Annotated in this window: 25 protein-coding genes; 11 read left to right on the top strand and 14 right to left on the bottom strand. The window is 35.1% G+C overall.

Annotated features, from left to right (window positions below; all coding sequences use genetic code 11):
* Positions 1–45: 45 nt before the first annotated feature.
* Entirely contained in the window at positions 46–1,140 is a 1,095-nt protein-coding gene (gene mutY, locus J4P91_RS16000; protein ID WP_207994918.1) for an A/G-specific adenine glycosylase, read from the bottom strand.
* A 148-nt stretch (positions 1,141–1,288) separates the two neighbouring features.
* On the opposite strand from mutY, the gene J4P91_RS16005 reads away from it, so the two are divergent.
* Complete coding sequence (locus tag J4P91_RS16005) at positions 1,289–2,269, top strand: metal-dependent hydrolase (protein WP_017153988.1); 981 nt, start codon at positions 1,289–1,291, stop codon at positions 2,267–2,269.
* A 28-nt stretch (positions 2,270–2,297) separates the two neighbouring features.
* Here J4P91_RS16005 and J4P91_RS16010 read toward each other — a convergent pair whose 3' ends face one another.
* Positions 2,298–2,564, bottom strand: a complete 267-nt coding sequence (locus tag J4P91_RS16010; RefSeq protein ID WP_207994919.1) for a YfhJ family protein — start codon at positions 2,562–2,564, stop codon at positions 2,298–2,300.
* Positions 2,565–2,687: 123 nt separating this feature from the next.
* Between J4P91_RS16010 and J4P91_RS16015 the strand changes: the two genes are divergently transcribed.
* Together J4P91_RS16015 and J4P91_RS16020 are read left to right on the top strand one after the other, a co-directional pair.
* Complete coding sequence (locus tag J4P91_RS16015) at positions 2,688–2,846, top strand: small, acid-soluble spore protein K (protein WP_017153990.1); 159 nt, start codon at positions 2,688–2,690, stop codon at positions 2,844–2,846.
* Positions 2,847–2,901: 55 nt separating this feature from the next.
* The gene (locus J4P91_RS16020) at positions 2,902–3,054 is read left to right on the top strand and encodes a YpzG family protein (RefSeq protein WP_003194901.1); all 153 of its coding nucleotides are present in this window, start codon (positions 2,902–2,904) and stop codon (positions 3,052–3,054) included.
* Positions 3,055–3,117: 63 nt separating this feature from the next.
* Here the strand turns inward: J4P91_RS16020 and J4P91_RS16025 are convergent, their stop codons facing one another.
* Positions 3,118–3,435, bottom strand: a complete 318-nt coding sequence (locus J4P91_RS16025) for a YfhH family protein (protein ID WP_026049348.1) — start codon at positions 3,433–3,435, stop codon at positions 3,118–3,120.
* Positions 3,436–3,444: 9 nt separating this feature from the next.
* Positions 3,445–4,257 (bottom strand): recombination regulator RecX, encoded by an 813-nt coding sequence (gene recX / locus J4P91_RS16030; RefSeq protein ID WP_207994920.1) that lies wholly within the window; start codon positions 4,255–4,257, stop codon positions 3,445–3,447.
* Between the two features lie 82 nt (positions 4,258–4,339).
* Between recX and J4P91_RS16035 the strand changes: the two genes are divergently transcribed.
* The 4 genes from J4P91_RS16035 to J4P91_RS16050 all read left to right on the top strand — a co-directional run bounded on the left by J4P91_RS16035 (position 4,340) and on the right by J4P91_RS16050 (position 7,473).
* Positions 4,340–5,248, top strand: coding sequence for a TIGR01777 family oxidoreductase (locus tag J4P91_RS16035; RefSeq protein ID WP_207994921.1), 909 nt, complete (start codon positions 4,340–4,342; stop codon positions 5,246–5,248).
* A 76-nt stretch (positions 5,249–5,324) separates the two neighbouring features.
* Positions 5,325–6,455, top strand: a complete 1,131-nt coding sequence (locus J4P91_RS16040) for an amidohydrolase (RefSeq protein ID WP_207994922.1) — start codon at positions 5,325–5,327, stop codon at positions 6,453–6,455.
* Between the two features lie 241 nt (positions 6,456–6,696).
* A complete protein-coding gene (locus J4P91_RS16045) occupies positions 6,697–7,254 on the top strand; it encodes a GNAT family N-acetyltransferase (protein ID WP_000914731.1) in 558 nt (185 codons plus the stop codon).
* Positions 7,255–7,353: 99 nt separating this feature from the next.
* Positions 7,354–7,473: a YfhE family protein gene (locus tag J4P91_RS16050; protein WP_003194890.1), complete on the top strand. Its 120-nt coding sequence runs from the start codon at positions 7,354–7,356 to the stop codon at positions 7,471–7,473.
* Between the two features lie 655 nt (positions 7,474–8,128).
* On the opposite strand, the gene J4P91_RS16055 is transcribed toward J4P91_RS16050, so the two are convergent.
* From J4P91_RS16055 to nagE, 5 genes are all read right to left on the bottom strand, one after another.
* Positions 8,129–9,295 carry a diglucosyl diacylglycerol synthase gene (locus tag J4P91_RS16055; protein ID WP_207994923.1) on the bottom strand — a complete coding sequence of 389 codons (1,167 nt, stop codon included), beginning with the start codon at positions 9,293–9,295 and terminating at the stop codon, positions 8,129–8,131.
* 414 nt (positions 9,296–9,709) lie between these two features.
* On the bottom strand, positions 9,710–10,441 hold the full coding sequence (gene pflA / locus J4P91_RS16060) for a pyruvate formate-lyase-activating protein (RefSeq protein WP_017153996.1): 732 nt from the start codon (positions 10,439–10,441) through the stop codon (positions 9,710–9,712).
* A gap of 67 nt (positions 10,442–10,508) precedes the next feature.
* Positions 10,509–12,758, bottom strand: coding sequence for a formate C-acetyltransferase (pflB, locus tag J4P91_RS16065; RefSeq protein ID WP_207994924.1), 2,250 nt, complete (start codon positions 12,756–12,758; stop codon positions 10,509–10,511).
* Between the two features lie 404 nt (positions 12,759–13,162).
* Entirely contained in the window at positions 13,163–14,398 is a 1,236-nt protein-coding gene (locus tag J4P91_RS16070; protein WP_207994925.1) for a serine hydrolase domain-containing protein, read from the bottom strand.
* A 260-nt stretch (positions 14,399–14,658) separates the two neighbouring features.
* A complete protein-coding gene (gene nagE, locus J4P91_RS16075; RefSeq protein ID WP_207994926.1) occupies positions 14,659–16,161 on the bottom strand; it encodes an N-acetylglucosamine-specific PTS transporter subunit IIBC in 1,503 nt (500 codons plus the stop codon).
* Positions 16,162–16,654: 493 nt separating this feature from the next.
* On the opposite strand from nagE, the gene glsA reads away from it, so the two are divergent.
* Positions 16,655–17,584, top strand: coding sequence for a glutaminase A (glsA, locus tag J4P91_RS16080; RefSeq protein ID WP_207994927.1), 930 nt, complete (start codon positions 16,655–16,657; stop codon positions 17,582–17,584).
* Positions 17,585–17,882: 298 nt separating this feature from the next.
* On the top strand, positions 17,883–18,224 hold the full coding sequence (locus J4P91_RS16085; RefSeq protein WP_207994928.1) for a DUF3969 family protein: 342 nt from the start codon (positions 17,883–17,885) through the stop codon (positions 18,222–18,224).
* A gap of 21 nt (positions 18,225–18,245) precedes the next feature.
* Here the strand turns inward: J4P91_RS16085 and J4P91_RS16090 are convergent, their stop codons facing one another.
* Together J4P91_RS16090 and ytaF are read right to left on the bottom strand one after the other, a co-directional pair.
* A complete protein-coding gene (locus J4P91_RS16090; protein ID WP_000532411.1) occupies positions 18,246–18,404 on the bottom strand; it encodes a hypothetical protein in 159 nt (52 codons plus the stop codon).
* 112 nt (positions 18,405–18,516) lie between these two features.
* Entirely contained in the window at positions 18,517–19,128 is a 612-nt protein-coding gene (ytaF, locus tag J4P91_RS16095) for a sporulation membrane protein YtaF (RefSeq protein WP_207994929.1), read from the bottom strand.
* A 122-nt stretch (positions 19,129–19,250) separates the two neighbouring features.
* Between ytaF and J4P91_RS16100 the strand changes: the two genes are divergently transcribed.
* On the top strand, positions 19,251–19,904 hold the full coding sequence (locus J4P91_RS16100) for a DUF1232 domain-containing protein (RefSeq protein ID WP_207994930.1): 654 nt from the start codon (positions 19,251–19,253) through the stop codon (positions 19,902–19,904).
* Positions 19,905–20,078: 174 nt separating this feature from the next.
* Here J4P91_RS16100 and J4P91_RS16105 read toward each other — a convergent pair whose 3' ends face one another.
* The 3 genes from J4P91_RS16105 to J4P91_RS16115 all read right to left on the bottom strand — a co-directional run bounded on the left by J4P91_RS16105 (position 20,079) and on the right by J4P91_RS16115 (position 23,591).
* Complete coding sequence (locus tag J4P91_RS16105) at positions 20,079–21,401, bottom strand: acetylornithine deacetylase (RefSeq protein ID WP_307802536.1); 1,323 nt, start codon at positions 21,399–21,401, stop codon at positions 20,079–20,081.
* A 234-nt stretch (positions 21,402–21,635) separates the two neighbouring features.
* Positions 21,636–23,057 carry an amino acid permease gene (locus J4P91_RS16110; RefSeq protein ID WP_207994932.1) on the bottom strand — a complete coding sequence of 474 codons (1,422 nt, stop codon included), beginning with the start codon at positions 23,055–23,057 and terminating at the stop codon, positions 21,636–21,638.
* A 279-nt stretch (positions 23,058–23,336) separates the two neighbouring features.
* Positions 23,337–23,591 carry a biotin/lipoyl-containing protein gene (locus tag J4P91_RS16115; protein ID WP_017154006.1) on the bottom strand — a complete coding sequence of 85 codons (255 nt, stop codon included), beginning with the start codon at positions 23,589–23,591 and terminating at the stop codon, positions 23,337–23,339.
* A gap of 303 nt (positions 23,592–23,894) precedes the next feature.
* Here J4P91_RS16115 and J4P91_RS16120 point away from each other — a divergent pair, with 303 nt between their 5' ends.
* Positions 23,895–25,292 (top strand): sigma-54 interaction domain-containing protein, encoded by a 1,398-nt coding sequence (locus tag J4P91_RS16120; protein WP_207994933.1) that lies wholly within the window; start codon positions 23,895–23,897, stop codon positions 25,290–25,292.
* Positions 25,293–25,336 lie beyond the last annotated feature (44 nt).

The raw sequence follows: 25,336 nt of genomic DNA on the forward strand, positions 1-25,336 counted from the left end.
TATTTGTAAGGAATTATTATATTTATGTCGAAAAAACTCCAACCATTAAGGCTGCAGTTTTTTGACACATTCCTCATAAATTGTACGATGCGATTTAGAAAAAGGTAATCTCTCAAATTCTTCTTTAGGTACAACTTTTAATGTATCTGTTTCTTTAATAGCACTTGTTACTTTTCCATAAAATACAAATACATCCCATGTGCGGTGTGTGAACGTATGCTCAACATTCATTGCATATTCATCAATTGAAACAGAAAGAGAAAAATTCTCTTTCATATAGTCAGAAAGCTGTTGTTTATGATTACGAATTCCTTCGCTAATCTCAACATTTGGAAACTCCCACATATTCGCAAGTAAACCTGTACTTGGTCTTTTATTAATTACATAATTTCCATCCTCTGTTTGTAGCACACCCGCGACAAGCGGCACCATTTTAGGAGCTTTCGCCTTACTTTTGACCGGCAACTCTTTCTGTACACCTTCTTCATAACCACGGCAGTGTTCTCGAACTGGACAAAGTAAACAAGCTGGATTTTTCGGAATACAAATGAGCGCACCTAGCTCCATTAAGCCTTGATTAAAATAGGACGGATTTTCCGTTGAAATGATTTCACGTACAATCTCTTCAAATACTTTTCGCGTCTTAGGTTTCGCAATATCATCCCAAACTGATAATATACGAGATAAAACACGCATTACATTTCCATCTACAGCTGGCTCTGGTATTCCATATGCAATACTTAAAATCGCACCTTTTGTATACGGACCAACACCTTTTAATTTTTCAATTTTTTTCACATCATTTGGTACTTTCCCGCCATATACTTCTTTTACTTCTTTCACTGCTGCATGTAAATTTCGCGCTCTAGAATAATAACCGAGGCCTTCCCATGCCTTTAATACCTCTTCATCCTCTGCTGATGCCAATGCTTCTAACGTTGGGAACTTTCCCATAAAATTTGCGTAATATGGTTTTACAGCTTCTACTCGTGTTTGCTGCAACATAATCTCAGAAACCCAAACACGATACGGATCTTTATTTTTGCGCCACGGTAAGTCACGTTGTTCTTTTTCAAACCAACTAATTAAATCATGTTGAAACTTCTCTATGTTAAAATCGTCTAATATTTCAAGTGCCAAACTTGATCCTCCTCATTTTTTGCATATACGTACTATTATAAAGATTTTAGGAAAAAATTTAAGTAAGATGATATAGGAAATAGAAGGCAAATGCCTTGAGATATCGAATAAAAAGAGTTACATTAATAAAAAACGGAGGTGTGTTTTCATGGACACAGCCACTCACCTTGTTATGGGCGTCACATTAGGTGGTTTAGCAACATTAGATCCAGCCATTAGTCAGAGTGATTTCGGACCACAGGCAGTTATGCTTGCAACAATTGCCGGATCCAATATCCCTGATATTGATACCGTCTTAAAATTACGTAATAATGCGAAATATATACGAAACCATCGCGGAATTACTCATTCCATTCCTGCTGTTATTCTTTGGTCTTTCCTTATAAGTGGCATTTCCTTTGCCTTCTTTACAGAATCGTCCTATCTTCATCTACTACTTTGGTCATTTATTGCCGTCTTTCTTCACGTGTTTGTTGATATTTTTAACGCTTATGGTACACAAGCATTACGGCCATTTACAAAAAAGTGGGTTGCGCTAGGTGTAATTAATACATTCGATGCCATAATCTTCTTTATCCACATACTTGCTATCGCTTGCATGCTCGTCGGCTCCCATAAAGGATACACTGCTTTAGCTGCATATATTTTAATGTTTGTCTACTATATTGGCCGGATTGTAATGAGACAAAATGTCAAAAGTGTAGTTTACAAACGATTTGAAAATGTCGAGGAAGTCATCATTTCTCCTTCCTACCGCTTTTATCATTATCATTTGGCAATTACTACAAAAGACAAATACTATGTTGCTCGTTGGCACCGCGGCCAGATTATGGTGCATGATACATTTGATCGTATTCCACTTCCAGATAATAAAATTATGTGGGCTGCACAAAAAGATGAAAACATTTCTGCTTTTTTATCTTTTTCACCTGTATATCGATGGGATATTTTTGATTACGACAACTATTATGAAGTGCGCTTTATCGATTTACGCTACCGTAGTAAAGATTATTACCCATTCGTTGCAATCGTCCAACTGGATCAAAATTTAAATATTATTAGTTCCTATACTGGATGGATTTTTAGTGAAGAAAAACTCCGTAAAAAATTAGAATTGATTCCACATTAAAAAGAGCGACCAACTTCGGTCGCTTTTCTTAATGCTTTAAATGATCGTCTTGATTAATTAAATGACTATATTTCGGATTATTCGTACGGATTTCATGAAGACGTTCACCATGGTTATTAATCCATGCTCTTACAATTTGTTCCGTCATTTCTTCACCTTGATAACGACCAGACTTTGCATACGTTACTTGGAAGTCCTCCCATAATAACTCAATCCATGCGCGTGCCTGGGCATAAGAAAGAAAGCTGTTTTTTTCAAGTAATACTTTTGTTAATGTTTCATGAATATCTTTCATGTTGTATTCTCTCCTTTTATTCATTTCTTCCCTTGATTTCTAAAGGATATTTTCTTCTATTTTGCACACTCTATAATTGATACTTCCTAACAAGTATCATTTTATAACGAGGGGGCGTTCTTCTTGGGTAAACAATCTGAAATTTGGTCTGAAGCTAGAAATAATAACAATATCGACGGTCAACCGAAAGCAAAAGATCGTTTTGCTTCAAAAAGACCTAACGGCACGATTAATACACACCCACAAGAACGTATGCGTGCCGCAAATCATCAGGAAGAGTAAAAATAGTCAGTTATAAAGGGTTATTACAATTAACTTCCTACATGAGGTGATAAAGATGAGCTACCGTAATCATTTAGATCGTCGTTCTGAATTATTCAACCCTACCTGGGCACGTCCGAAACATGCAAAAGCGCAAGTAAATGGACAGACGCAACAAAATCAATCTCTCATTATTTTGGCGAACGAGATGAGAAAACGTCAAATTTAACTGTCTATCCCCTTTAACAACTACGAAAAATGAAAACCAGAGCAGCCAAGGCTCTCTGGTTTTTTATTTCTCTTGTAATAGCGAAATAGGAATACCAATTTCCTCTGTCTCATTTTGTTTACGTCCCCAAGCAAACACTCCATTGAAATACGTAATCGTAAATAATATGCCCGGTTCTTCTATCAGTTCATACGTTTCACCAATCTGAAATGCGTTTATATCTGTCATATAAGCACGAGCCATTGCCATTTTTCTCATTAACACATCAAACTCATTTACTATACCAAGCTGTTCTGCCTTCACAGCCTGTTCTTTTAAAATGCCAATTTCCTCTCTTAGCTCATGCGGTGTCATCTCACTATAACGTTTTGGCATATTCATCATATTCTCTCATCCCTCTTCACGTTTCATTTGTAGAAATGTCTCTATCTCATCAATGGAAAATCCTTTTCGATATAATGCTTGTTTCATCTTATTTTCATATGTCCATCCATCATGCTTTTTATGCTTCTCATGATACTTATTCCCATGATATAACAACGCCTCTTGTTGCTGCGTTTCATCCTTTTCCTCTTTTAATTCTTCTAGGCAAATTTGAATCACATCACGATTATATCCTTTACGGACTAACATTTCTTCTAACTTTTGTTTCATTTGTAAAAAAGAATGCTTTTGATAAGACTTTTTCTTTTTTTCTACAAGCTCAAAGGCATTTTCAATTTGCTTCTCTTTCGGGTATTCTTGTAAACTATGAGTAATAATTATATCTTGGACACCTTTACCAAGAAGTTCCCGTCTAATAATAGTTGGTCCTTTTTGATTCACGTTACTATGCGTTCGCACATACGAAATGGCATACTCTTTATCATTAATATAGCGATCCTGTAATAATTTCGAAATAACTTCAGAGATGATGGCTTGTCCAATTTCCTTTTTTCGTAAGTACTCTTCTACTTCCTGTTTCGTCCGCATTTGATAGGATAAATAAGAAATTGCTTGCAAATATGCTTTCTGCACTTCTTCATTGTACAAAATATTTGCTAACTCTACTTCATCAATCTCTAATCCCTTTTGCAAACCGTGTTTGATTAAGGTTACTTGATTCACACTAAATCCGTATTCTTCACCTTGTCCTTTATCAATATAAATATTAAACCGTTCTTTCGTTCGTTTTTGTACTTCTATTTTTGTAATGACAGCCATATTCTTCACCTCGCTACTATTTTAACATAGTTACGGAACAATTTTGCTTTTCATGAATATATATAATGAGGAGGAAATTCAGTTGAAAATTGCAATTTCTGGGGGAACTGGTTTTATCGGCAAAGCATTAGTAAATTTTTTAAGCCTAAAAGGGCACACAATTTACATTCTCACCCGGAAAGAGAGAGAGAATCCTTTCAATTCTAACATTCAATACGTCCAATGGGATACGCACTCTTCTAAATTCCCTCTCACTTCTATTGATGTTGTTATTAATCTAGCCGGAGAATCTATTAACAATGGTCGATGGACAAAAAAACAAAAAGAAAGAATTATAGTGAGTCGTCTTCATACAACAAATAGTCTCATTAAACAATTACAAACATTACAAAAGAAACCCCATACTTTTATAAACGCTAGCGCAATTGGCTATTACGGTACATCTGAAACAAAAATCTTTACCGAACAGAACAAAGAAAATGGCAGTGACTTTTTAGCAACCACAGTAAAACTATGGGAAGAAGCGGCCGCTCATGCAACTTCTCTCGGAATTCGAACTGTCTATACACGCTTTGGAATTGTTTTAGGAAAAGAGGGTGGTGCCCTTCCTAAAATGTTGCACCCCTATCAATTATTTATTGGTGGTACAATCGGCTCAGGCAATCAATGGCTATCTTGGATTCACCTAGATGATGTCATCCGCATGATTGATTTTGCAATAGACACAAAAGAAATAGAAGGACCTCTTAACATTACGGCGCCAAATCCTACAACAATGAAAGAGTTTGGAAAGACACTTTCAATTGTCATGCATCGCCCACATTGGCTTCCCGTTCCAGCCCTTGCACTACATGTTTTACTGGGAGAAATGAGTATGCTTGTACTACAAGGACAACATGTATTGCCTAACAAAGCAATGCAGCATGGATACCAATATTCTTTTCCCACATTAAAGCATGCATTACAAAATATTATATTGCATACACTGTAGTACTTCTAAAATACACCCATTAATATTGCTCTATTTACTAATTCAAAGGTTATTAGCCAATGGAAATGAGGTATTTATGAAAACGCTATTTAAGCAAGCAATTGTATATCCCATTACTTCTTCCAAATTTCAAGGAGATGTATTGGTTAAGCACAATCAAATCGCTGCGATAAAACCACATATTGAGCCAACTCAAGATATGACTGTTATTGATGCAAAAGCACTTCACCTTTTACCAGGATTTATCGATGTGCATACTCATCTTGGCCTATATGATGAAGGTACTGGTTGGGCTGGAAATGACGCCAATGAAACATCTGAAGTATTGACACCACATATCCGTTCTTTAGATGGTATCCATCCTTTTGATATTGCTTTTCAAGATGCGGTTCAAAGTGGGATTACAACTGCACATGTTATGCCCGGAAGTCAAAATATTATCGGCGGGACAACATGTGTGATTAAAACTGCTGGAACCTGTATCGATCACATGATTATTCAGGAACCTGCAGGATTAAAAATTGCATTTGGAGAAAATCCAAAACGGGTTCATAGTAATGGTACAAAGGAATCAATTACTCGTATGGGAATTATGGGATTGCTTCGTGAATCTTTTTACGAAGCACAACATTATGGAAATGAAGCTGATTTTCGAATGCTCCCTATTCTAAAAGCACTGCGCCGAGAAATCCCAGTACGTATCCACGCTCATCGGGCAGATGATATTCTTTCCGCTCTTCGCTTTGCAAAAGAATTCAATCTTGATTTACGTATTGAACACTGCACAGAAGGACACTTTATTGTAAACGAGCTTGCCAATCAACACTTAAAAATATCTGTTGGCCCGACATTAACACGCCGATCAAAAATTGAACTAAAAAATAAATCATGGGATACGTACCATACTTTATCAAAGCATGGGATAGAAGTCTCTATCACAACAGACCATCCCTATACTCCAATTCAATATTTAAATGTTTGTGCAGCCATCGCTGTCAGGGAAGGATTAGATGAAAAAATTGCATTAGAAGGAATTACAATCCTCCCTGCTCGAAACTTACGTTTAGAGCACAGAATTGGAAGTATTGAAGTCGGAAAAGATGCCGATCTTGTATTATGGACACATCATCCATTTCATTATTTAGCCAAGCCCGTACTAACTATGATTGACGGAAAAATAATTTACAAAAAAAATAAAAAAAACTAGTTTATTTTTTTGACTAGATAAAGTATTATACGATTATAAACTGAATGAAACCATAATCAATTTGTGTCGTGATTATTCATTTCAAATTGATGAATGGGGAAGGCAAATGGTGCGCCACCAGCGTTATAGACTGGTTCTAGTGGGTTCGATTCCCACCCCGAAATTTTTTAAAGATTGATATAAAAATTTCGAGGGTGGGGTGTTTTTTCGTCATGCTACCCTCATGTGAGGAGGAGTTAGTATGTTAAAAAAACGCGACTTACACGACAGCCACGTTCTATACGATTTAATGGTGGATCCTGCTGTCTTCCCTTTTGTGCGTCAAAAGGCTTATTCATATGAAGAGTTTTTGTTTTTAACAAAACAAACAATAGAAGCTGAAGAGCGTGGTGAATTAATTTCACGCACAATTCTAGATGAATGGGGAAACCCTATCGGCACGATTACTTTATTTGATGTGCAAGAAAAAGCTGGGTTTCTTGGCACATGGCTTGGAAAACCTTATCATGGCCAGGGGTATAATAAATTAGCAAAAGATGCTTTTTTCAGCGAGCTTTTCTATGAGTTAGATATTGAAACAATCTTTATGCGCATTCGCAAAGTAAATATTCGTTCGATGAAAGCAGCGGAAAAACTGTCATATGTAAACCTAGCAAATGAAACTAGAAAAGCTGTTTATGATCAAATTAACGCAAATGAGGAAGTATATAATTTATATGAGATTGTTAAAGATCAATATACACTTGCTACAATGCGTGACACTACATTCCAAGATACACATCATTTAAAAGAAGCGTAATATAACTAATTATAAAATGAACATATCTGTTTATCGTGTATATCTCTTTGTGTCATTGGAAACGATAGATAATAACTTTATGACACGAGGTGATCTGTAATGGATAGAAAGAAACGTGAAAAAGCAAGAAATACATTAAATAGTACACAAGAGGTTCTTTATCAGCGAGAATTTCGAAGAGCAGATCGTGCAGCAGGATATCGTCCTAAAGGTGTGTAATTATAAAGTGAAATTTTAATCAGCGGATCTTATCCCACATTAACGGGCTTTTACCGCCCGTTAATGTGGGATAAAGTGATACTTGAGAGAATTTTTTATCCTCTCCTACTAATTCATCCAATTTACTTTTTGGATGATAAAGTAAAGATTTACTCCTTATATTATAAGGGGTATTTTTTGTGGAAAACTTTATCCACAGAATTAAAAGAATTGTGTATAAATTCAGCGATTCTTTTGGATTATTATAAAATTAATCACATGTAATGTGTTTAATTTGTGGATATTTTTTCTGAAAATTGTGGACAATGTGGATATCATTGTTAATATTCCGACTTTACCGTCTATTGAAATCGCATTCTTTTGTGGATAACATACAACGGAAATATAAATTGAAGCTTTAATCAGTGGGGGATTCTTCATCCCCGCTGATTATTAGCCCGCACCAATCGGGCTTTTACGGGCAGTTGATCCCCCACCTAACTTCTTTACTTTTGCTGAATTTTGAGGTGGAGGTCTTACTGCCCGTTAATGCGGGATAAAAGCCTCCAACTTTATTAACTATCAATGCATATATACCTTCTTACTAACTCTATTTCCTATACTGAACTCATACAAAACAAAAAACCCTCTTCCAAAATAAAAAGAGGGTTTCATATTACGTAAAAGATTGAGCAAGAGCTGGAGACTTAATTGGCATATGATTAGGCTGCACATGGTTTTCTTCTAAAATTGTATCTACAATGTGACAAGCTGGTTCTGGACGATAAATACTTTTCATCGCTTCTTTCATTTGCAGAAGCTTCATATCATCTTCTAATAGTGCCTTAGTTTTCGCAAAAACATCCTCATCTTCACGAATTACAAGTGAAGCTCCTTTTTTTTCAAAATACATTGCATTTTCATTTTCTTGCCCTGGTACTGGTTTATATAAAATGACAGGTACTTGTAAAGCTGCCGCTTCACTTAATGTAATGCCTCCTGGTTTTGTAATCATACAAGAGGTAATACGGAATAACTCATCGATATTCTCTACATAACCAAATACTTTTAATGCTTCAGGATTTTGTTCCTCGAGTTCTAATAACTCTTGTTTTAAGGTTTCATTTTTCCCACAGACAACAGCTATTTGAAGGTTAGGGACTGTCATAAATGATTGACATAATCCCTTTACATTTCCTAATACACCATGAGCACCTGCTACAATAAGTAAAATCTTTTTCTCACGAGATAAGTGATATTTACTATACAGGATTTCTGGATTAATAGTTAACTCGAAGTTTTTACGTATTGGAATCCCAGTTTCTACAATTCGCTCGGGAGGTACGCCAATTTCAACCATTACTTTTTTCACATAATCTGTCGCTACAAAATAACGATCTACTTCACGATGAACCCATATTTTGTGTAAACAAAAATCCGTTAACACATTATAAACAGGAATTGTAAAACCTGTTTGTTTTTTCAATTCTGGTACTGCAATAATTGGAAATGTATTAATAACAATGTCTGGTTTTTCTGCATGTAATAGTGCTCTTAAACGTTTTCTCCCAAAATTCGCATACCACGACGCAATTTTCTTATCATAAATTTTTTCTACACCGTAATAAAATAAGCGATATAGCTCTTTACCTATTGTATAGCTTTTTAAGTATAAATATTTTGTAATATCTGTTATGATCGGATGTGACTCTCCAAATAGGTCACACACAATCACATCTTCAATTCCTTTTTGACGAAATGTTTGTGCTAATGTTTTTGCTACTTGCACATGACCGTTACCGTAATGTGCAGTTAATATTAAAACCTTGGGGTTTTTTATCAAACAAATCCACTCCTAGCTTTTTCGCTTTTCCATATTGCATATACGACAATAGGAAAAACATTTTCCTAAAAAAAATTACATGTTTGGATTCCAACACTTTCATGTTAGCTATGTACCTGTCGTGGATATGCAAAGCATATAAGATTGACCCCTTAATCCTATCTGTGCTCATATCTTTACATTATACTTTCCTATAAGAGCTTTCGCAATAACCTACAAATGATCATACTTCATGATACTCGCCCTGCTACTTCTTAATTCTTGTTACTATTTGGTTTTACCTTTACAATTATGTAAATTTATCCTCTTATTTCTTTACAAAAATATGGATATTCTACTTTCAGTATACTCTTTTCTTCAGATATACTCTAGATTTTATTAAAAGAAAACAAAAAGTCTAATCCCTGATTTGGATTAGACTGCTTGTAAAATATTTTTTGCATTTTGAACATTTTTTTCTGTTGGAGGTTCTACACCTTCAAGAGGATACTTATGTCCAAGTGCTTCCCATTTATATACACCCAGCTTGTGATACGGTAAGACTTCTACTTTCTTTACGTTAGAAAGACTTTGTATAAAGCTAGATAGTCTCTGTAAATCTTCTTCACTATCTGTAACACCTGGAACTAATACGTGTCTTACCCAAATTGGTTTCTCTTTATCAGATAAATAACGGGCAAATTGTAAAATATGTTCGTTCGGTTTACCGGTTAATTTACGATGCTTTTTAGAATCGATATGTTTTAAATCCAATAATACCAAATCTGTATAGTCCATTAAAATATCTAATTTTCTTTGGAACTCTGGCTCTTCAGAATAGCATCCTCCGGAAGAATCGATTGTCGTATGAATTCCGATTTCTTTACATTTCTTAAATAACTCAATCAAAAAGTCTAACTGCAGTAAAGGTTCTCCACCACTCACTGTGATGCCGCCTCCGGAAGCTTCAATAAAGGGAAGGTAACATGTAACATCCTGCATCACTTCTTCAACTGTTATTTCTTTTCCTTTACCAATTTCCCACGTATCAGCATTATGACAATATTGACAGCGTAATAAACACCCTTGTGTAAATATGACATAACGAATTCCTGGGCCATCAACAGTACCACAAGACTCTACAGAATGAATTCTTCCTTTTACCATGTTACTTCCTCCTTTATTGAAACAGCTTCCTTCTGCTTTTTATTAAAAGCAGAAGGAAACTTTTTACTTACATGCTTTCATGCATTGTACGGTTAATTACATCAATTTGTTGCTCACGAGTTAATTTAATAAAGTTAACAGCGTAACCAGATACACGAATTGTTAATTGTGGATATTTTTCAGGATGTTCCATTGCATCCATTAATGTTTCACGGTTAAATACGTTAATGTTTAAGTGATGTCCTTCTTTGACTGCATATCCATCAAGCATAGATACTAAGTTTCTAACTTGTACATCATCTTCTTTACCAAGTGCTTTTGGAATGATTGAGAACGTATTGGAAATACCATCTTGTGCATCTTCATATGGTAATTTTGCAACAGATAATAATGATGCTAGAGCCCCTTTTGTATCACGTCCGTGCATTGGGTTTGCACCTGGTGCAAATGGCTCACCAGTCCGGCGACCATCTGGAGTATTACCAGTTTTCTTACCGTATACAACGTTAGATGTAATTGTTAAGATTGACATTGTATGAACAGAGTCACGGTATGTTTTATGTTTACGAAGCTTGTTCATGAATGTTTTTACAAGATTTACTGCAATTTCATCTACACGATCATCGTTGTTACCGTATTTAGGGAAATCTCCTTCAATTTCAAAGTCGATTGCAATACCGTTTTCATCACGAAGTGGTTTTACTTTTGCATATTTAATCGCACTTAAAGAGTCCGCTACTACAGATAATCCTGCAATACCTGTTGCCATTGTGCGAAGAACATTCGTATCATGAAGTGCCATTTCAATACGTTCATAGCTATATTTATCATGCATGTAATGAATTACATTTAATGTATTTAAGTATAGACCCGCTAACCATTCCATTGTCATATCAAATTTATGCATTACTTCATCATAATCTAATACGTCAGCAGTAATTGGTGCATATTCAGGTCCAACTTGTGCTTTAGATTTTTCATCTTTACCACCGTTAATTGCATATAATAGTGCTTTTGCTAAGTTTGCACGAGCTCCGAAGAATTGCATTTGTTTACCAATTCTCATCGCAGATACACAGCAAGCAATACCGTAGTCATCACCATACTCTGGACGCATAATGTCATCATTTTCATATTGAATTGCAGATGTTTTAATTGACATTTTCGCACAGTAGTTTTTAAAGTTCTGTGGTAATTGTTTAGACCAAAGAACTGTCAAGTTTGGTTCTGGAGCTGGGCCTAAATTATCTAATGTATGCAAGAAACGGAATGAGTTTTTCGTTACTAATGGACGGCCATCAAGTGCAATACCACCGATAGATTCAGTTACCCAAGTTGGGTCACCAGAGAATAATTCATTGTAATCAGGTGTTCTTGCAAATTTCACAAGACGTAATTTCATAATGAAATGATCCACAATCTCTTGTACTTCTTCTTCTGTTAATGTACCATTTTCAAGATCTCTTTCAATGAAGATATCTAAGAATGTAGAAGTACGTCCAAGGCTCATCGCTGCCCCATTTTGTTCTTTAATTGCTGCAAGATAAGCGAAGTATAACCACTGGAATGCCTCTTGTGCATTTGTTGCTGGTTTAGAAATATCAAAACCATGAGAAGCTGCCATTTGTTTTAATTCTTGAAGTGCACGCATTTGCTCAGATAACTCTTCGCGTAAACGCATTGTCTCTTCGCTCATTACACCGCCAGTTAAATTCAAATCTTCTTTTTTCGCTTCTATTAAACGATCAACGCCATATAATGCTACGCGGCGATAGTCACCAATAATACGTCCACGGCCATATGCATCTGGAAGACCAGTAATAACACCTGATTTACGAGCCGCTCTCATTTCTGGTGTGTATGCATCAAATACACCTTGGTTATGAGTTTTACGCCAATCTCTGAAAATACGACTAAGTTCTTTATCCATTTCGTATCCATAAGCTTCACAAGCTTGTTCTGCCATACGAATACCACCATACGGTTGTAAAGAACGTTTAAATGGTTTATCTGTTTGGAAACCAACTACTTTTTCAGTATCTTTATTTAAATATCCAGGACCATGAGATGTAATAGAAGAAACGATACGTGTATCCATATCAAGGACGCCGCCATTGTCACGTTCTTGTTTTGTTAAATCCATTACTTGATCCCAAAGTTGTTTCGTTGCTTCTGTTGCTCCCGCTAAGAAAGATTCGTCTCCTTCGTAAACGTTTACATTATTTAAAATGAAATCGCGAACATCAATTTCTGCTTTCCATTTTTCACCTTTAAAGTTTGCCCATGCGTTTTTTACATTTTCTAATACTTGAGTCATCCTAATCTCCTCCATTTTTGATTAGTACAGGACTAAGATTTTTTATATAACAGCTTACACATTTAGAATACTACTTTTTTGAAAAAGCGAACGAGATAGTTGTGACACATTTGTGAAATATTGAGCAAACTACTATACACATAGTATTAACTTCAATTAAAACTCTTTTAAATTAACTCTTTCCTTAATTGTATTTTTTTGGTACCCTTATAAACGAATCCTATTCTGTAGTATAAAGAGTCATACCCATTTTAAACTGTAATACCCTTATCCCCTATTCTGTTATAGTTTTTTTAAAACAGAATAAAAAGAAGTGTACCTGTTTGGTACACTTCTTTTCATAATAAACTAAATATATCTCCTGATTAGATCGATACATAATTTAAAACAATAAAGATAGTCTCTTACACTTCAATATGCTGCAACATCGTATAAATATCATTATTAATCGTACCAAATGATTTAATGTTATTTTGAATATTAGATAATAAAATAACATACACATTACCACTTCTACTAAATCCATTTAAACAATTCCATCCCGGCATTACACCGTGATTAGAGTAACTTCCCGGATTTACATACCAACCAAATCCATAATCTTTTTTAAAGGCTGTAAACATTTGATCGTAGCTTTCTTTGGATATTAGCTTCCCAGAAAATAGCGCTTCATTAAATAAATATAAATCATTTGCACTCGTGTATATATCGCCATTTCCATATAATTGTGACATGCTCGGAATAGCAGGTACTGTCATATTATTATTTACAATCTTATAACCAGTAGAAGGATACTTTGTTTTCTCTAATTCTGTACCAAAACCTGAATTTTTCATGCCTACAACATCAAAAATATGTTGTTTAATATATTCTTCTAACGGTTGCCCACTAACTTTCTCAACGATGTAACCAAGTATTGAGTAATTCGAATCCGAATACTTCCATTTTTCACCTGGATTAAATAAACGTTTTTGTTGTCCAATTCGCTTCAACAATTCCTCATGAGAAATATCATCTGCACCTGCCTCATATTCAGGAATTCCAGATGTGTGTGTCAATAGATGAACTAACTTAACTTCACTACCTCTTGGAAAATCAGGAATATATTTCGCTATTGTATCCTCTGTTTGAATTTTATTTTGATCTTTTAGCTGCATAATTGCTGTTGCTACAAATGCCTTTGAAATCGAGCCAATATAAAATGTTGTTTCAGAATTATTTGGTATATTTTTTTCTCGATTTGCCAGCCCATATCCTTTATTTAAAAGTACTTTTCCGTTTTTCACGACAACTGCTGTCCCACTAAAACTTTTGCTCTTTAAATACTCGTCTAACTCAGCATTTTCATTAACTTCTTGTGGTTGTCCTTCGGCAGCTTGTTCTGCTACCTTAGCTTGCTGTGGCTCTGCTGGAGACTTTGCTGGAGGCTGTTCTGATTGTTTCTGTTCTACTTGTTTTTGTACCGTTTCTTTCTTTGCTTCTGTCGTTACTTTTAACGTGTTTTCTTTCTTATTATGTGAAGTAATTTTTGTATACACAAAATATACAAGCGAAAACAATACAATAAGAATGACCGCTCTTTTTATATATGTAATCGGTCGACGAGCTTTCATACTGACACTATCCTTTTCTTCATTCATGATTCTTTTTTTCCCCTTATTCACCAATAATTTAATCACTTCATAAAAAATATGCCCTCTATTTTTTCCTAACTAATGGAAATTCCATTTTATATCATCCTTACTTTATCATGTGGCAAACATATTACCAACCAATATGTACAAAAAAAGAAAAAGAAAATTTTCAAAAGTAAGATTCCCAATAAGATTTTTATAAAAAAAGGATGTCCTCTAAAAGATCAATTTTATCGATCTTTTTGAACATCCTCTTTCACAACTATTTATACGTGTTTTTTCATATCATCAGCTACAGACTCAACGTTTGTACCTACGATAACTTGTACACTTGTGTTACTTAATTTCATAACACCTTTTGCACCAGCACGTTTTAAAGCTGGCTCATTTACTAAGCCCGCATCTTTTACTTGTAGGCGTAGACGAGTCGCACAGTTATCAATAACTGTTAAATTGTCTTTTCCACCTAATGCTGTCACATAAGTTTCACCAATAGAACCTGCAACTGGTGCATCTCCTTCTTCCACTAACTCATCATCATCTTCACGACCTGGAGTTTTTAAATTAAATTTCTTAATTAAGAAATAGAATACAAAGAAGTACACTGCTGCGTAAATTAAACCAATACCCGCTAGTAATATCGGTTTTGTTGCAATACCAAAGTTTAAGAAGTAATCAATTGCACCGGCACTAAATGTGAAACCATCATGAATGCCAAGTGTTGTTGTAACAAATAAAGAAATACCTGTTAATACTGCATGAATACCATATAATACTGGTGATAAGAACATGAATGAGAATTCAATTGGTTCTGTAATACCAGTTAAGAATGAAGTTAATGCAAGCCCACCTAACATACCTGTAACCATTTTACGTTTTTCTGGTTTAGCAGCTGCAATCATTGCAAAACATGCTGCTGGTAAACCAAACATCATAACTGGGAAGAAACCAGTCATAAACATACCCGCTGATTTATCACCTGCAAGGAAACGAGCGATATCTCCATTTACCACATTTCCTGCTGCATTTGTAAAGTCTCCAAATACGAACCAGAAATATGTGTTCATTACGTGATGTAATCCAATTGGAATTAATAAACGGTTTAAGAATCCAAATAGACCTGCACCAGTTGCTCCTAAGTTAACAATTCCATGAGCCAATGCATCGATACCATTTTGAATTGTTGGCCAAATTTGCGCAAATACAATTCCTAATATTAACATCACAACAGATGTAATAATTGGAACGAAACGTTTTCCAGCAAAGAACCCTAACCATTCTGGAAGTTTAATTTTATGGAATTTATTATATAGTAATCCCGCAATAATACCTACAATAATACCGCCTAATACTTTCATATCAACTTTTGTCGATAACTCGGCAGCCTTCGATACTTGTGTCATTGTATCTGCAAGTTTAGATGGATCCAAATTAGCACTTGTGCCAATTAAATCTTGAACTTTCCCTAATTTATCTTGTAATTCTACAGTAGAATATCCCTTACTAAGTGCATCAATACTATTTTTCATAACAAGATAACCAATTGCACCAGCAAGACCTGCTGCACCGCTACTATCAACCGATAGGCCGATTGCAATACCGATTGCAAAAATAAGTGCTAAGTTATCAAAAATCGCTGCACCGGCCTGTGCCATAACAGGAATATCAAATACGTCTGGTTGTCCTAAACGAAGCAATAATCCCGCTGCTGGTAGCACTGCGATTGGAAGCATTAACGCTTTACCAATACGTTGTAAAAACTGCAACATTGTAATTCCCCCCTATTTAATTTATGAAATCGTTGCCATTATAAGTATGCTTTAGAAAACGCTTTCCATTACATAACAATAATAACATATAGTTGTATAGATGTGTAGTTTTTATTTTTGAACTTTTTATGGATATCTTTTCTATTTTCAAACTGTTATATAAAAGGAAGATTCTCCTTTTATTAGCGACTAAAATTAAAAACAAGGTATCGAAATATATACATCTAGTTTCATCTTCCAACACATAAGTCGCGGCTATGAAGAAAAAAAGGTGACCTTCACTCGTTTGCTCTCTTTGTTTTCACTTGGCATGAGGCAGGTAGAGGCTCTGACCGCTTCTATGCATGGTTGGATCCTCTCTCCCACCTCAAAAAGGGCTTTATTATTCAAATAAAAGTTTCATTTTATCATTCCACTTTTTCATGTTATTATTTATTTCCAAGTTTATAGGGAATCGTAAACTTAGTGAAAAAGGAACAGGAGCGTTGGTATCATGCAGTGCATCGAGACAAATAACTTACAACAGTTGCTAGAAGAAGTAAAACCATATACAAAAAAAGGTAAGCTTGCTACTTATATCCCCGAACTAGGAAATGCAAATCCAGACGATTTAGGGATTGCTATCTACCATAAAGAGACAGAGTATGTCCATGCTGGTAGCTCACAAACACTCTTCACCCTTCAAAGCATTTCAAAAGTAATTACACTTGCTCTTGCACTTTTAGATCGTGGTGAAGAATATGTATTCTCTAAAGTTGGAATGGAGCCCACTGGCGACCCATTTAATTCTATTATTAAACTAGAAACAACTAGCCCTTCTAAACCTCTTAATCCAATGATTAACGCAGGTGCGTTAGCTATTACAAGCATGCTTACAGGAGATAGTAACGAAGAAAAGATGGAACGAATTCTCCACTTTGTACGTGATATTACAGACAATCCTACAATTAATTACTCTTCAAAAGTAGCCATCTCTGAACTAGAAACTGCTTACTTAAATCGTTCACTTTGTTACTATATGAAGCAAAACGGCATCATTGATAGTGATATTGAAAAACTAATGGATTTATACACACGTCAATGTGCAATTGAAGTAAATTGCATTGATTTAGCACGCATTGGTTTAATTTTTGCAATGGATGGCTATGATCCATATAAGAAAAAACAAATCATCCCAAAACATATCACAAAAATTTGTAAAACGTTTATGGTAACTTGCGGCATGTACAATGAATCTGGAGAATTTGCGATTCGTGTTGGCATCCCCGCAAAAAGCGGTGTCGCTGGTGGGATTTTCGGCTGCGTAAAAGGAGAAATGGGAATTGGAATTTTCGGACCAGCTCTAGATGCAAACGGGAATAGTATTGCCGGTTTTAAAATTCTTGAACTTCTCTCTGCTCAAGAAGGCTGGAGTATTTTTTAAGCATATATAATGAGAGGAATTATATAACTTGTATACATTCTTTTATCTAACCGTTATTGGAATAATACTCGTCTTATTTGGTTATCTCACATATAACAAGCTACATTTGCATTACTTATCTCTCTACTCTCTATATGGATTGCAGTTGCAATGCACAAAATACGAATTTCCAATTCAAACAAATAAAAAAATTCTCCTGTGCAAATAAAACAGGGGAATTTTTTTATTATGCATATTTGCTCCACCTCCTCGAATAATATAGTACAACCTAACGCTATACGGTGGAGGTGTAAAAGAAATGAAACTTATTTTTCAAATGGAGGAACAGCCCGTCCTAGAAAAAACCATCCTTCTTTTTATACTCAGTATTGTAGAAAGCTTAAAACTAAAAGTTGTTTCACCTGATGAGGCTTATCGATACATATTTAATTTAGAAGTATTGGAATTATTAATGGACCGAAATATTGATGATCAAGTACTAGAACTCATTCATTTTGGCATGGGGCTTGAAGATATTCATCACGTCCTCCCCGAGGAACTTGAACCAAGTATTGAGGAATTAAAATGGCGCTGTATTCAAGTTCTTGGTGAATATGAGATGTATGAAGAGACACAACAACTAATTGAGGATATCCGTTAAAAAGCACCTGTAATAGGTGCTTTAATGTTTCTTCAAACTATTTTTATACGTTTCAATATTAACAGGTAATTCTTCCTCTTCTAACGTATGCTCATTCACATCTTTATGAATGAAGGCTCCTTTAGGAGGCTGATGATCATGCCCTTTTTTCTTATGGTCAAAAGCTTTACCACGTCCCATATCCATTCCCCTTTCCTTAAAAGAAATCAATATTAGTATGAAGAAAAACACGTCGATATATGCAACACTTTGTTGTATTTCCAAGGAAATATTCGAATATTGTTTTCTAAACTTACATCAATTGATCGATTCCTATAAGAATCAGTAAAATGCCAGCAATAATTGTTGCCCATTTCCCTAGGTATTCCGCTAAAAATTTCTTCCCGACATATGAAAAACCACTGATACAAACGAAACTAAAAACTCCAGAAACAATTGCAGTCCACCAAAGATTCAAATTTGTTACACCCGCATCAAATCCTCCAGCTATATTATTAATTGATAATGAAATTCCTAGTACAAGTGCTTCCGAAGAACTAATTGTTTTAGACTTATCAAAATCAGCACTTTCTGGATTACGTAATATCCCCATAAACATATTTCCACTCTTCTTATGTGTATCATCTTGCTTACTTAGTAATGGCTGGCATAAAACGAATACCCCAATTACGCTAAGTACAATTGCTCCAATGAGATTTGCCATAAAATCTGAAATAAATAGTGAAATCCAGCTTCCAAAGAATCCAGCTAATAAAGTAAAAAGGCAACCAAAAAAGGCAATGATAAAATTGTTAAACCAAGAGATACGAATCTTACGAATCCCATACGCAATCCCTACACCCGCATTATCTAAATTAGAAGCAATTCCTATTAAAAAAATCGAAAATAATCCTGCCGCACTCATCAACAGTTTTTCATTGCATATTATGCAAATGTTGAGCAACTGTGCCTGTCAGCTTCATATACTTTAAATAAAACGCTCAACATTTTTTCAACATTTTAGAAACAAAAAGGAGTGCCCAAACTATGTCCACTCAAAATCCAAACGATAAACTCGGTGCATTATTAAAAAAATTGTTAAAAGAACGTACCTTATCTATGCGTCAATTAGGAGTACTTACAAACATCGATCCTTCAACAATTTCAAGGATTATAACTGGCAAACAACAAGCAAAACAAAAACACCTGCAAAAGTTTGCAGAGTGTCTGCAAGTTCCACCGCAAGTGTTATATGATGCAATGTATCCAGATGCCTCTCAAACCAAAAAAGAAAAAACAGATATGTATACATCACTCGACGCAATTCAACATACATTACAATCCTCCAACTTATTTGATTATGAGTACACAACAACTCGTGTGAAACAAGAACTTGAAAATTATGAACGATACGCACAAACAGCAGAAGGCCAAAGACGCATTCATGAGAGTTTCTCAACAAAACTCGAGCAAATTGATAGTACAGGTCCTTTCATTGAGCAATTAACAGATATGTATCATCAATTTTGCAAAGAGTCCACTCCTCTCAAAGAGCGTGCTATTATAGGAAGTGCTCTACTGTATTTTGTTTTATCGACAGACATTATTCCAGATTATATATTTCCAATTGGCTATTTGGATGATGCAATTGCATTGGGATTAGCAAAGGAGAAGTTAGCTGAAATAAAGAAAGAAACTTAGAGGGCTTTATTGAAGACAAAAAGAACTATTTCAAAATTCTAGTTTGACTAGCGTTTGAAATAGTTCTCGCAAAAAAAATCGTACAAACATCAAAGTTTGTACGATTCCACGACAGGTACTTTTTATCTTACACGATGTACCTTACCTTTTTATTAGAAAAACCTTAAATTTTTCTTATTTTTGTGTATGACACCATTCGTATATAAAAGTAGCAATAACTTTCGTAAATTCAACTAGCTGGCTACTCTCAACTTTCTCGTTAACAGAGTGTGCTTCTTCTAATGTTCCAGGCCCATAAATAACAGCTGGAATGTTGAAATCACTAAACCACCCACCATCTGTTACTGTTGCTGACATATCTAGAGTTGCACTGCGGTGTAATGTAGATTCATGTACAGCTGCAAGTTGTTGTACCGCAGGATGGTTGCTGTCTACTTCTAGCGAAGGGAATATTTCACCACGATCAACAATCATCGATTCCCCGCCCCATTCAAACTGTGGTGGATTTTCACAAAGCCATGGATCAGCCGCAGCCACCCTGCCAATATACTCTTCAATTTCCTTTGCGATCTGATCATGTGTTTCATTCGGATAGAAGTGTACTGTAATCCAGAGCCTACATTCATCTGCAACAAATGCTGCATGACGCCCACCTTCAATAACAGCTGGATTAATCGTTGTTGTTCCTGATGGATACCCTTCATATGTTTTCATTACTGCCCAGTGTCGCTCTAACTCTTGCAAACCTTGCACAATTTTCATCATTTTTTCAATTGCACTTGCCCCAAATAAACGGCCACCTGCATGAATCATCTGTCTGCGCGTTGCATCATGAAATGTTTGCGGACTTTTTACTGTAATCCATCCTGTAATGACGCCGCCTTGACCTTGCATATGTAAATCACTTGTATCCACAACAACTGCAAAGTCAGCATCATATCCACGTTTACAACATTGAAGTGTTCCTGCTTCTCCCACTTCTTCTCCAATTACGGACTGAAAAATTAAATCTCCAGGCAATTCAATTCCAGCTTCTTGTAAAAGCTGAATCGCAAACAAGACCCCAGCTAATCCACCTTTCATATCAGCTGCACCACGTCCAACTAACCATTCACCTTTTATAAATGGCTCAAATGGTCCAGTTTCCCAATCCTCATCTACTGATACTTCAGCCACATCCATATGTCCATTAATAATTAGGCTTTTATGAGAATTTCCTGCCGTCCCCTTCTTCACTCCAACAACATTCGGATCATTCGGATATACATCCCATTTATCAATTGTAAAATCACGTTTTTTCAAAAAATCTGCTACAAATTGCTGCGCTTCATTTGTATTTCTCGCTGGTGGTGCTGGTGTTTCAAAGCGTATTAATGTCTTTGTAAGTTCTAATAGTTCTTCTTTTCGTGAATCGATTTGTTCTAGTAGCTGTGAAATTGCCTGATTCATTACAAATCCTCCTTTGCATACATAGTATGTTTCCAGCTCTATTTTCACAAAAAAAAGAGACTGTTTACAATTTTGCAGTCTCTAATAATCCATCACCTAAGTAGTTAAAGCTTTACTCAGTGGGAGAGGAGAGGTTCTTCCTCCCCCACTGAGTATTAGCCCACACCAATCGGACTTTTACTGACAGTTCATCTTCCTCTTAACTTCTTTTCCTTCACTGAATTTTGAGGTGGGAGTGTTACTGTCCGTTAATACGGGATAAAAATCACGCCTAAATTTTCATCATAAACTTTGCACTTCTGTTGCATTCGTCTTTTCAATACGTTCCATTTTACTTTTCTTATTTTTTGTAACACGGTAAAACAATAAACAAACAATCATAAATGGAATACCACAATATAGTGCCATTCGTTGTTCTGGAATAAACGCCATACCAACAATTACCGTTAAATTTAATACCAAAGCAAGAATCGGGACAAACGGATACAATGGGGTTTTAAATTTCAAGTCCTTAATATCCCCTCCTTGCTTTAAGTATGTTCTTCTAGCCAAAAGGTTAGATAAAGCAATAGATGCCCAGACCAATATTGCACCGAATCCCGCAATAGAAAGAAGCCATAGGTAAACTGTATCCTCTGCATAAATACCTGATAATAAAGAGAGACACCCTACAATGGTACTTACAATCAATGCATAAATTGGAACACCCTTTTTCGATAACTTACCAAAAATTGGACTAATCATTCCCTGATTAGACATAGACCATAACATACGAGAAGTTGCATATAATCCAGAATTCGCCACTGATAGTACTGCCGTAATAATAACGAAATTTATAATATCTGCTGCATAAGGAATACCAATTTTGTCAAATACAACTACGAATGGACTTTCTATCACTCCTGCTTGTTGCCAAGGGAATAAACCAGCAAGTATAAAAATGGATAGTACAAAGAAAACTAGTATGCGCCAAACTGTATTATTAATAGCTTTTGGAATTGTTTTCTCTGGATTTTCGCTTTCTCCAGCCGCGATACCAACTAATTCTGTGCCTTGAAAGGAAAAGTTAACTGCAATCATTGTAATTAAAATAGCTGTTAGCCCATTGGGAAACAATCCCCCGTAATCAGTAAAGCTAGAAAGCATCGGTGCTGATTCATTTCCTTTCATATCTAGGAAACCAAACATAGCTGCTCCACCTAAAATAATAAATGCGATAATCGTAATTACTTTAATACTTGCAAACCAAAACTCAACCTCTGCAAAACTTCTTGAGGATAATGCATTAATTGCAAAAAGTAAAACAGCAAAGACTACGCACCAAATCCATGATGATACATCCGGAAACCAACGTTTCATTAAAATACTAACTGCAATCAGTTCAATTCCTATCGTAGCAGACCAGTTTAACCATGACATCCATCCCACTACGTAACCTACTGCAGGTGAAATATGCTTTGTAGCATATGTTTGATAAGACCCTGCATCAGGCATAGCGACTGCCAATTCTCCAAGACAGAGCATCGTTAAATACATAACAAACCCTCCAACAAGATAAGCTACAATTGCTCCTCCAGGTCCAGCTTCATGGATTGTATAACCGGATCCCAAGAAAAGTCCGGTACCAATAACTCCTCCAAGTGCAATCATAAATAAATGTCGGCTTTTCAACTCCCGTTTTAATTCCTGTTTTTGATTTGTCATATAAATCCCCCTTTTTGTTTGCAAATTCTCATGATTGTAAACGCTTTAAAAAAATCTTAAAAAAAGTTAAACTATAAAAAAGATAATAGCTTGCATTTTTTACTAAAGACTCACAACAGGAGGGAGATTTTTTGAAAGGAAATCTCCCACTCCAAGAAAATAACCCCTAACACGATAATCAATTCTTAACCCTTCTTATGACTTAATTGACATTAGCATAAATGAAAACAATTATTTAAAAGCGCACTAGAAAACGGCTCATAATCCATACAGTTTATATTAATCACTACCTGTTATTAACAGGTCATCCCTTACTGTTATTAATCGTGTTTTATTGGTGATAGCTTGTCCCTCCTCCACTTCTAGCAATTCAATATAGCCACTAATTCCCACTTTAATTTCTACTTTCTGTTTATCTATCGTTTCAATTAATGCTAATGTCTCCCATTCATATACATAGGAGCTTTCAGTAATAAATAATTTTTCTACTTTCCCATAACAAGGACTGTACACGTTTTCTATAACTGCCTTCATTTTGTAACCTCCTCTTTCTTATTAAGTGCTGCTGAAAGGTTATCCCCCCTATAAAACTTTCAACTCACCCCTAGTCTTTAAATTTAGAGACTTCGCTTACTATTAATGCAAAATGCATACCAACCTGAATTCCCCTATAAAATTAAGGATTCATGCAAAATAATCTTAATAAACGCAAATTTTTTTCTATCACTTCAAAAGTTTTAATAGGAAAAGCGCAAAAAAACTTTGCTCTTTTGTAGAAATTTTAATAAAATTATAAAAAATCAGTCTTCATAGGGCATAACAAGGAGAAGATGATACATGCTTACAGAAGAAATCAATTACAAAAAATTAATTGAAATGAATATGCTATATGAAACTTTGCTGAACGAACTTGATATTGGAATTCACATTATTAATGAGGAAAGCAAAACAATAATCTACAATCGGAAAATGATGGAAATCGAAGCGATGGATCCTAAAGATGTATTACATAAAAATCCTTTAGAAGTATTTGCATTTGAAGAAAACCAAAGTAGTACACTCATAGAGGCACTACGACTCGGAAAAACAAGAAGAAACATAAAACAAACTTATTTTAATAATAAAGGAAAAGAGATTACAACAATTAATGATACCTTCCCCATAATAGAAAATGGAAAAATCAAAGGTGCTATTGAGATTTCAAAAGACATTACCCAATTAAAGCAAACGATTAAGACAAGTCTTCCTCGAAAACAAAATACGAAGTTTACCTTTAATCATATAATAGGTAATTCTAGGGCAACTCAATCTATCATTACAGAAGCAAAAAAAGTAACACGTACATCATCCTCCATACTTATCGTAGGAGAAACGGGAACTGGGAAGGAATTATTTGCACAAAGCATTCATAATGAAAGTCACCGTTCAGCAAAGCCTTTTATCTCACAAAACTGTGCTGCTATACCAGAAACCCTAATGGAAAGCCTATTATTTGGAACGAACAAAGGCGCTTTTACAGGTGCAATAGATAAACCAGGTTTATTTGAAGAAGCTAATGGAGGAACTTTATTATTAGATGAAATTAACTCATTAAGTCCAGCTCTTCAAGCTAAACTATTGCGTGCGATACAAGATAAAACAATACGAAGAGTCGGAGGCGCACAAGAAAAAGAAGTAGATGTCCGAATCATAGCAACTATTAATGAAGATCCCATTGAAGCCATAACACACAATCGGTTAAGGAAAGACCTATATTATCGATTAAGTGTTGTTACTTTATTTCTTCCACCTTTAAGAGAGAGAAAAGAAGATATATTAATTCTTCTTCATCATTTTATTGAAAAGTATAATATCCAATTTGGCTTAAAAGTAAAAGGGGTAGATTCTAACGTAAGAGACTTTTTTTATGACTACGATTGGCCTGGTAATGTAAGAGAATTAGAGCACATGATTGAAGGCTCTATGAACTTAATAGAAAATGAAGACATCATTACAACGTTCCATATACCAACACGCTTTTATGAACTAACAAAAAACAAATTGAATGTTCAACCCCCTCAAAGTACCAATGATACCCCTAAAACTTTAAAACATACAATAAAAGAAATGGAAAAGGAATACATTAATCAAATTCTTAAAGAAAATAAGGGGAATATCTCACAAACTGCAAAATTTTTAGGGGTAAGTAGGCAAAACCTACAATATCGACTAAAAAAATACAATTTAAATAGCTAAGAAAACCTATACTCACCTTGGTTTCTTTGCAATTTTAATAAGGA

Source organism: Bacillus sp. XF8 (assembly GCF_017498755.1).
Classification (GTDB): domain Bacteria; phylum Bacillota; class Bacilli; order Bacillales; family Bacillaceae_G; genus Bacillus_A; species Bacillus_A bingmayongensis.

What these genes read in the sequence shown, in the direction of transcription:
- J4P91_RS16070 (WP_207994925.1), bottom strand. Translation starts at nt 14,398, where the DNA reads ATGAATGAAGAAAAGGATAGTGTCAGTATGAAAGCTCGTCGACCGATT.
- J4P91_RS16115 (WP_017154006.1), bottom strand. Translation starts at nt 23,591, where the DNA reads ATGAAGGCAGTTATAGAAAACGTGTACAGTCCTTGTTATGGGAAAGTA.
- J4P91_RS16040 (WP_207994922.1), top strand. Translation starts at nt 5,325, where the DNA reads ATGAAAACGCTATTTAAGCAAGCAATTGTATATCCCATTACTTCTTCC.
- J4P91_RS16010 (WP_207994919.1), bottom strand. Translation starts at nt 2,564, where the DNA reads ATGAAAGATATTCATGAAACATTAACAAAAGTATTACTTGAAAAAAAC.
- nagE (WP_207994926.1), bottom strand. Translation starts at nt 16,161, where the DNA reads ATGTTGCAGTTTTTACAACGTATTGGTAAAGCGTTAATGCTTCCAATC.
- glsA (WP_207994927.1), top strand. Translation starts at nt 16,655, where the DNA reads ATGCAGTGCATCGAGACAAATAACTTACAACAGTTGCTAGAAGAAGTA.
- pflB (WP_207994924.1), bottom strand. Translation starts at nt 12,758, where the DNA reads ATGACTCAAGTATTAGAAAATGTAAAAAACGCATGGGCAAACTTTAAA.
- ytaF (WP_207994929.1), bottom strand. Translation starts at nt 19,128, where the DNA reads ATGAGTGCGGCAGGATTATTTTCGATTTTTTTAATAGGAATTGCTTCT.
- recX (WP_207994920.1), bottom strand. Translation starts at nt 4,257, where the DNA reads ATGGCTGTCATTACAAAAATAGAAGTACAAAAACGAACGAAAGAACGG.
- pflA (WP_017153996.1), bottom strand. Translation starts at nt 10,441, where the DNA reads ATGGTAAAAGGAAGAATTCATTCTGTAGAGTCTTGTGGTACTGTTGAT.
- J4P91_RS16020 (WP_003194901.1), top strand. Translation starts at nt 2,902, where the DNA reads ATGAGCTACCGTAATCATTTAGATCGTCGTTCTGAATTATTCAACCCT.
- J4P91_RS16110 (WP_207994932.1), bottom strand. Translation starts at nt 23,057, where the DNA reads ATGACAAATCAAAAACAGGAATTAAAACGGGAGTTGAAAAGCCGACAT.
- J4P91_RS16085 (WP_207994928.1), top strand. Translation starts at nt 17,883, where the DNA reads ATGAAACTTATTTTTCAAATGGAGGAACAGCCCGTCCTAGAAAAAACC.
- J4P91_RS16100 (WP_207994930.1), top strand. Translation starts at nt 19,251, where the DNA reads ATGTCCACTCAAAATCCAAACGATAAACTCGGTGCATTATTAAAAAAA.
- J4P91_RS16025 (WP_026049348.1), bottom strand. Translation starts at nt 3,435, where the DNA reads ATGAATATGCCAAAACGTTATAGTGAGATGACACCGCATGAGCTAAGA.
- J4P91_RS16090 (WP_000532411.1), bottom strand. Translation starts at nt 18,404, where the DNA reads ATGGGACGTGGTAAAGCTTTTGACCATAAGAAAAAAGGGCATGATCAT.
- J4P91_RS16050 (WP_003194890.1), top strand. Translation starts at nt 7,354, where the DNA reads ATGGATAGAAAGAAACGTGAAAAAGCAAGAAATACATTAAATAGTACA.
- J4P91_RS16120 (WP_207994933.1), top strand. Translation starts at nt 23,895, where the DNA reads ATGCTTACAGAAGAAATCAATTACAAAAAATTAATTGAAATGAATATG.
- J4P91_RS16005 (WP_017153988.1), top strand. Translation starts at nt 1,289, where the DNA reads ATGGACACAGCCACTCACCTTGTTATGGGCGTCACATTAGGTGGTTTA.
- J4P91_RS16045 (WP_000914731.1), top strand. Translation starts at nt 6,697, where the DNA reads ATGTTAAAAAAACGCGACTTACACGACAGCCACGTTCTATACGATTTA.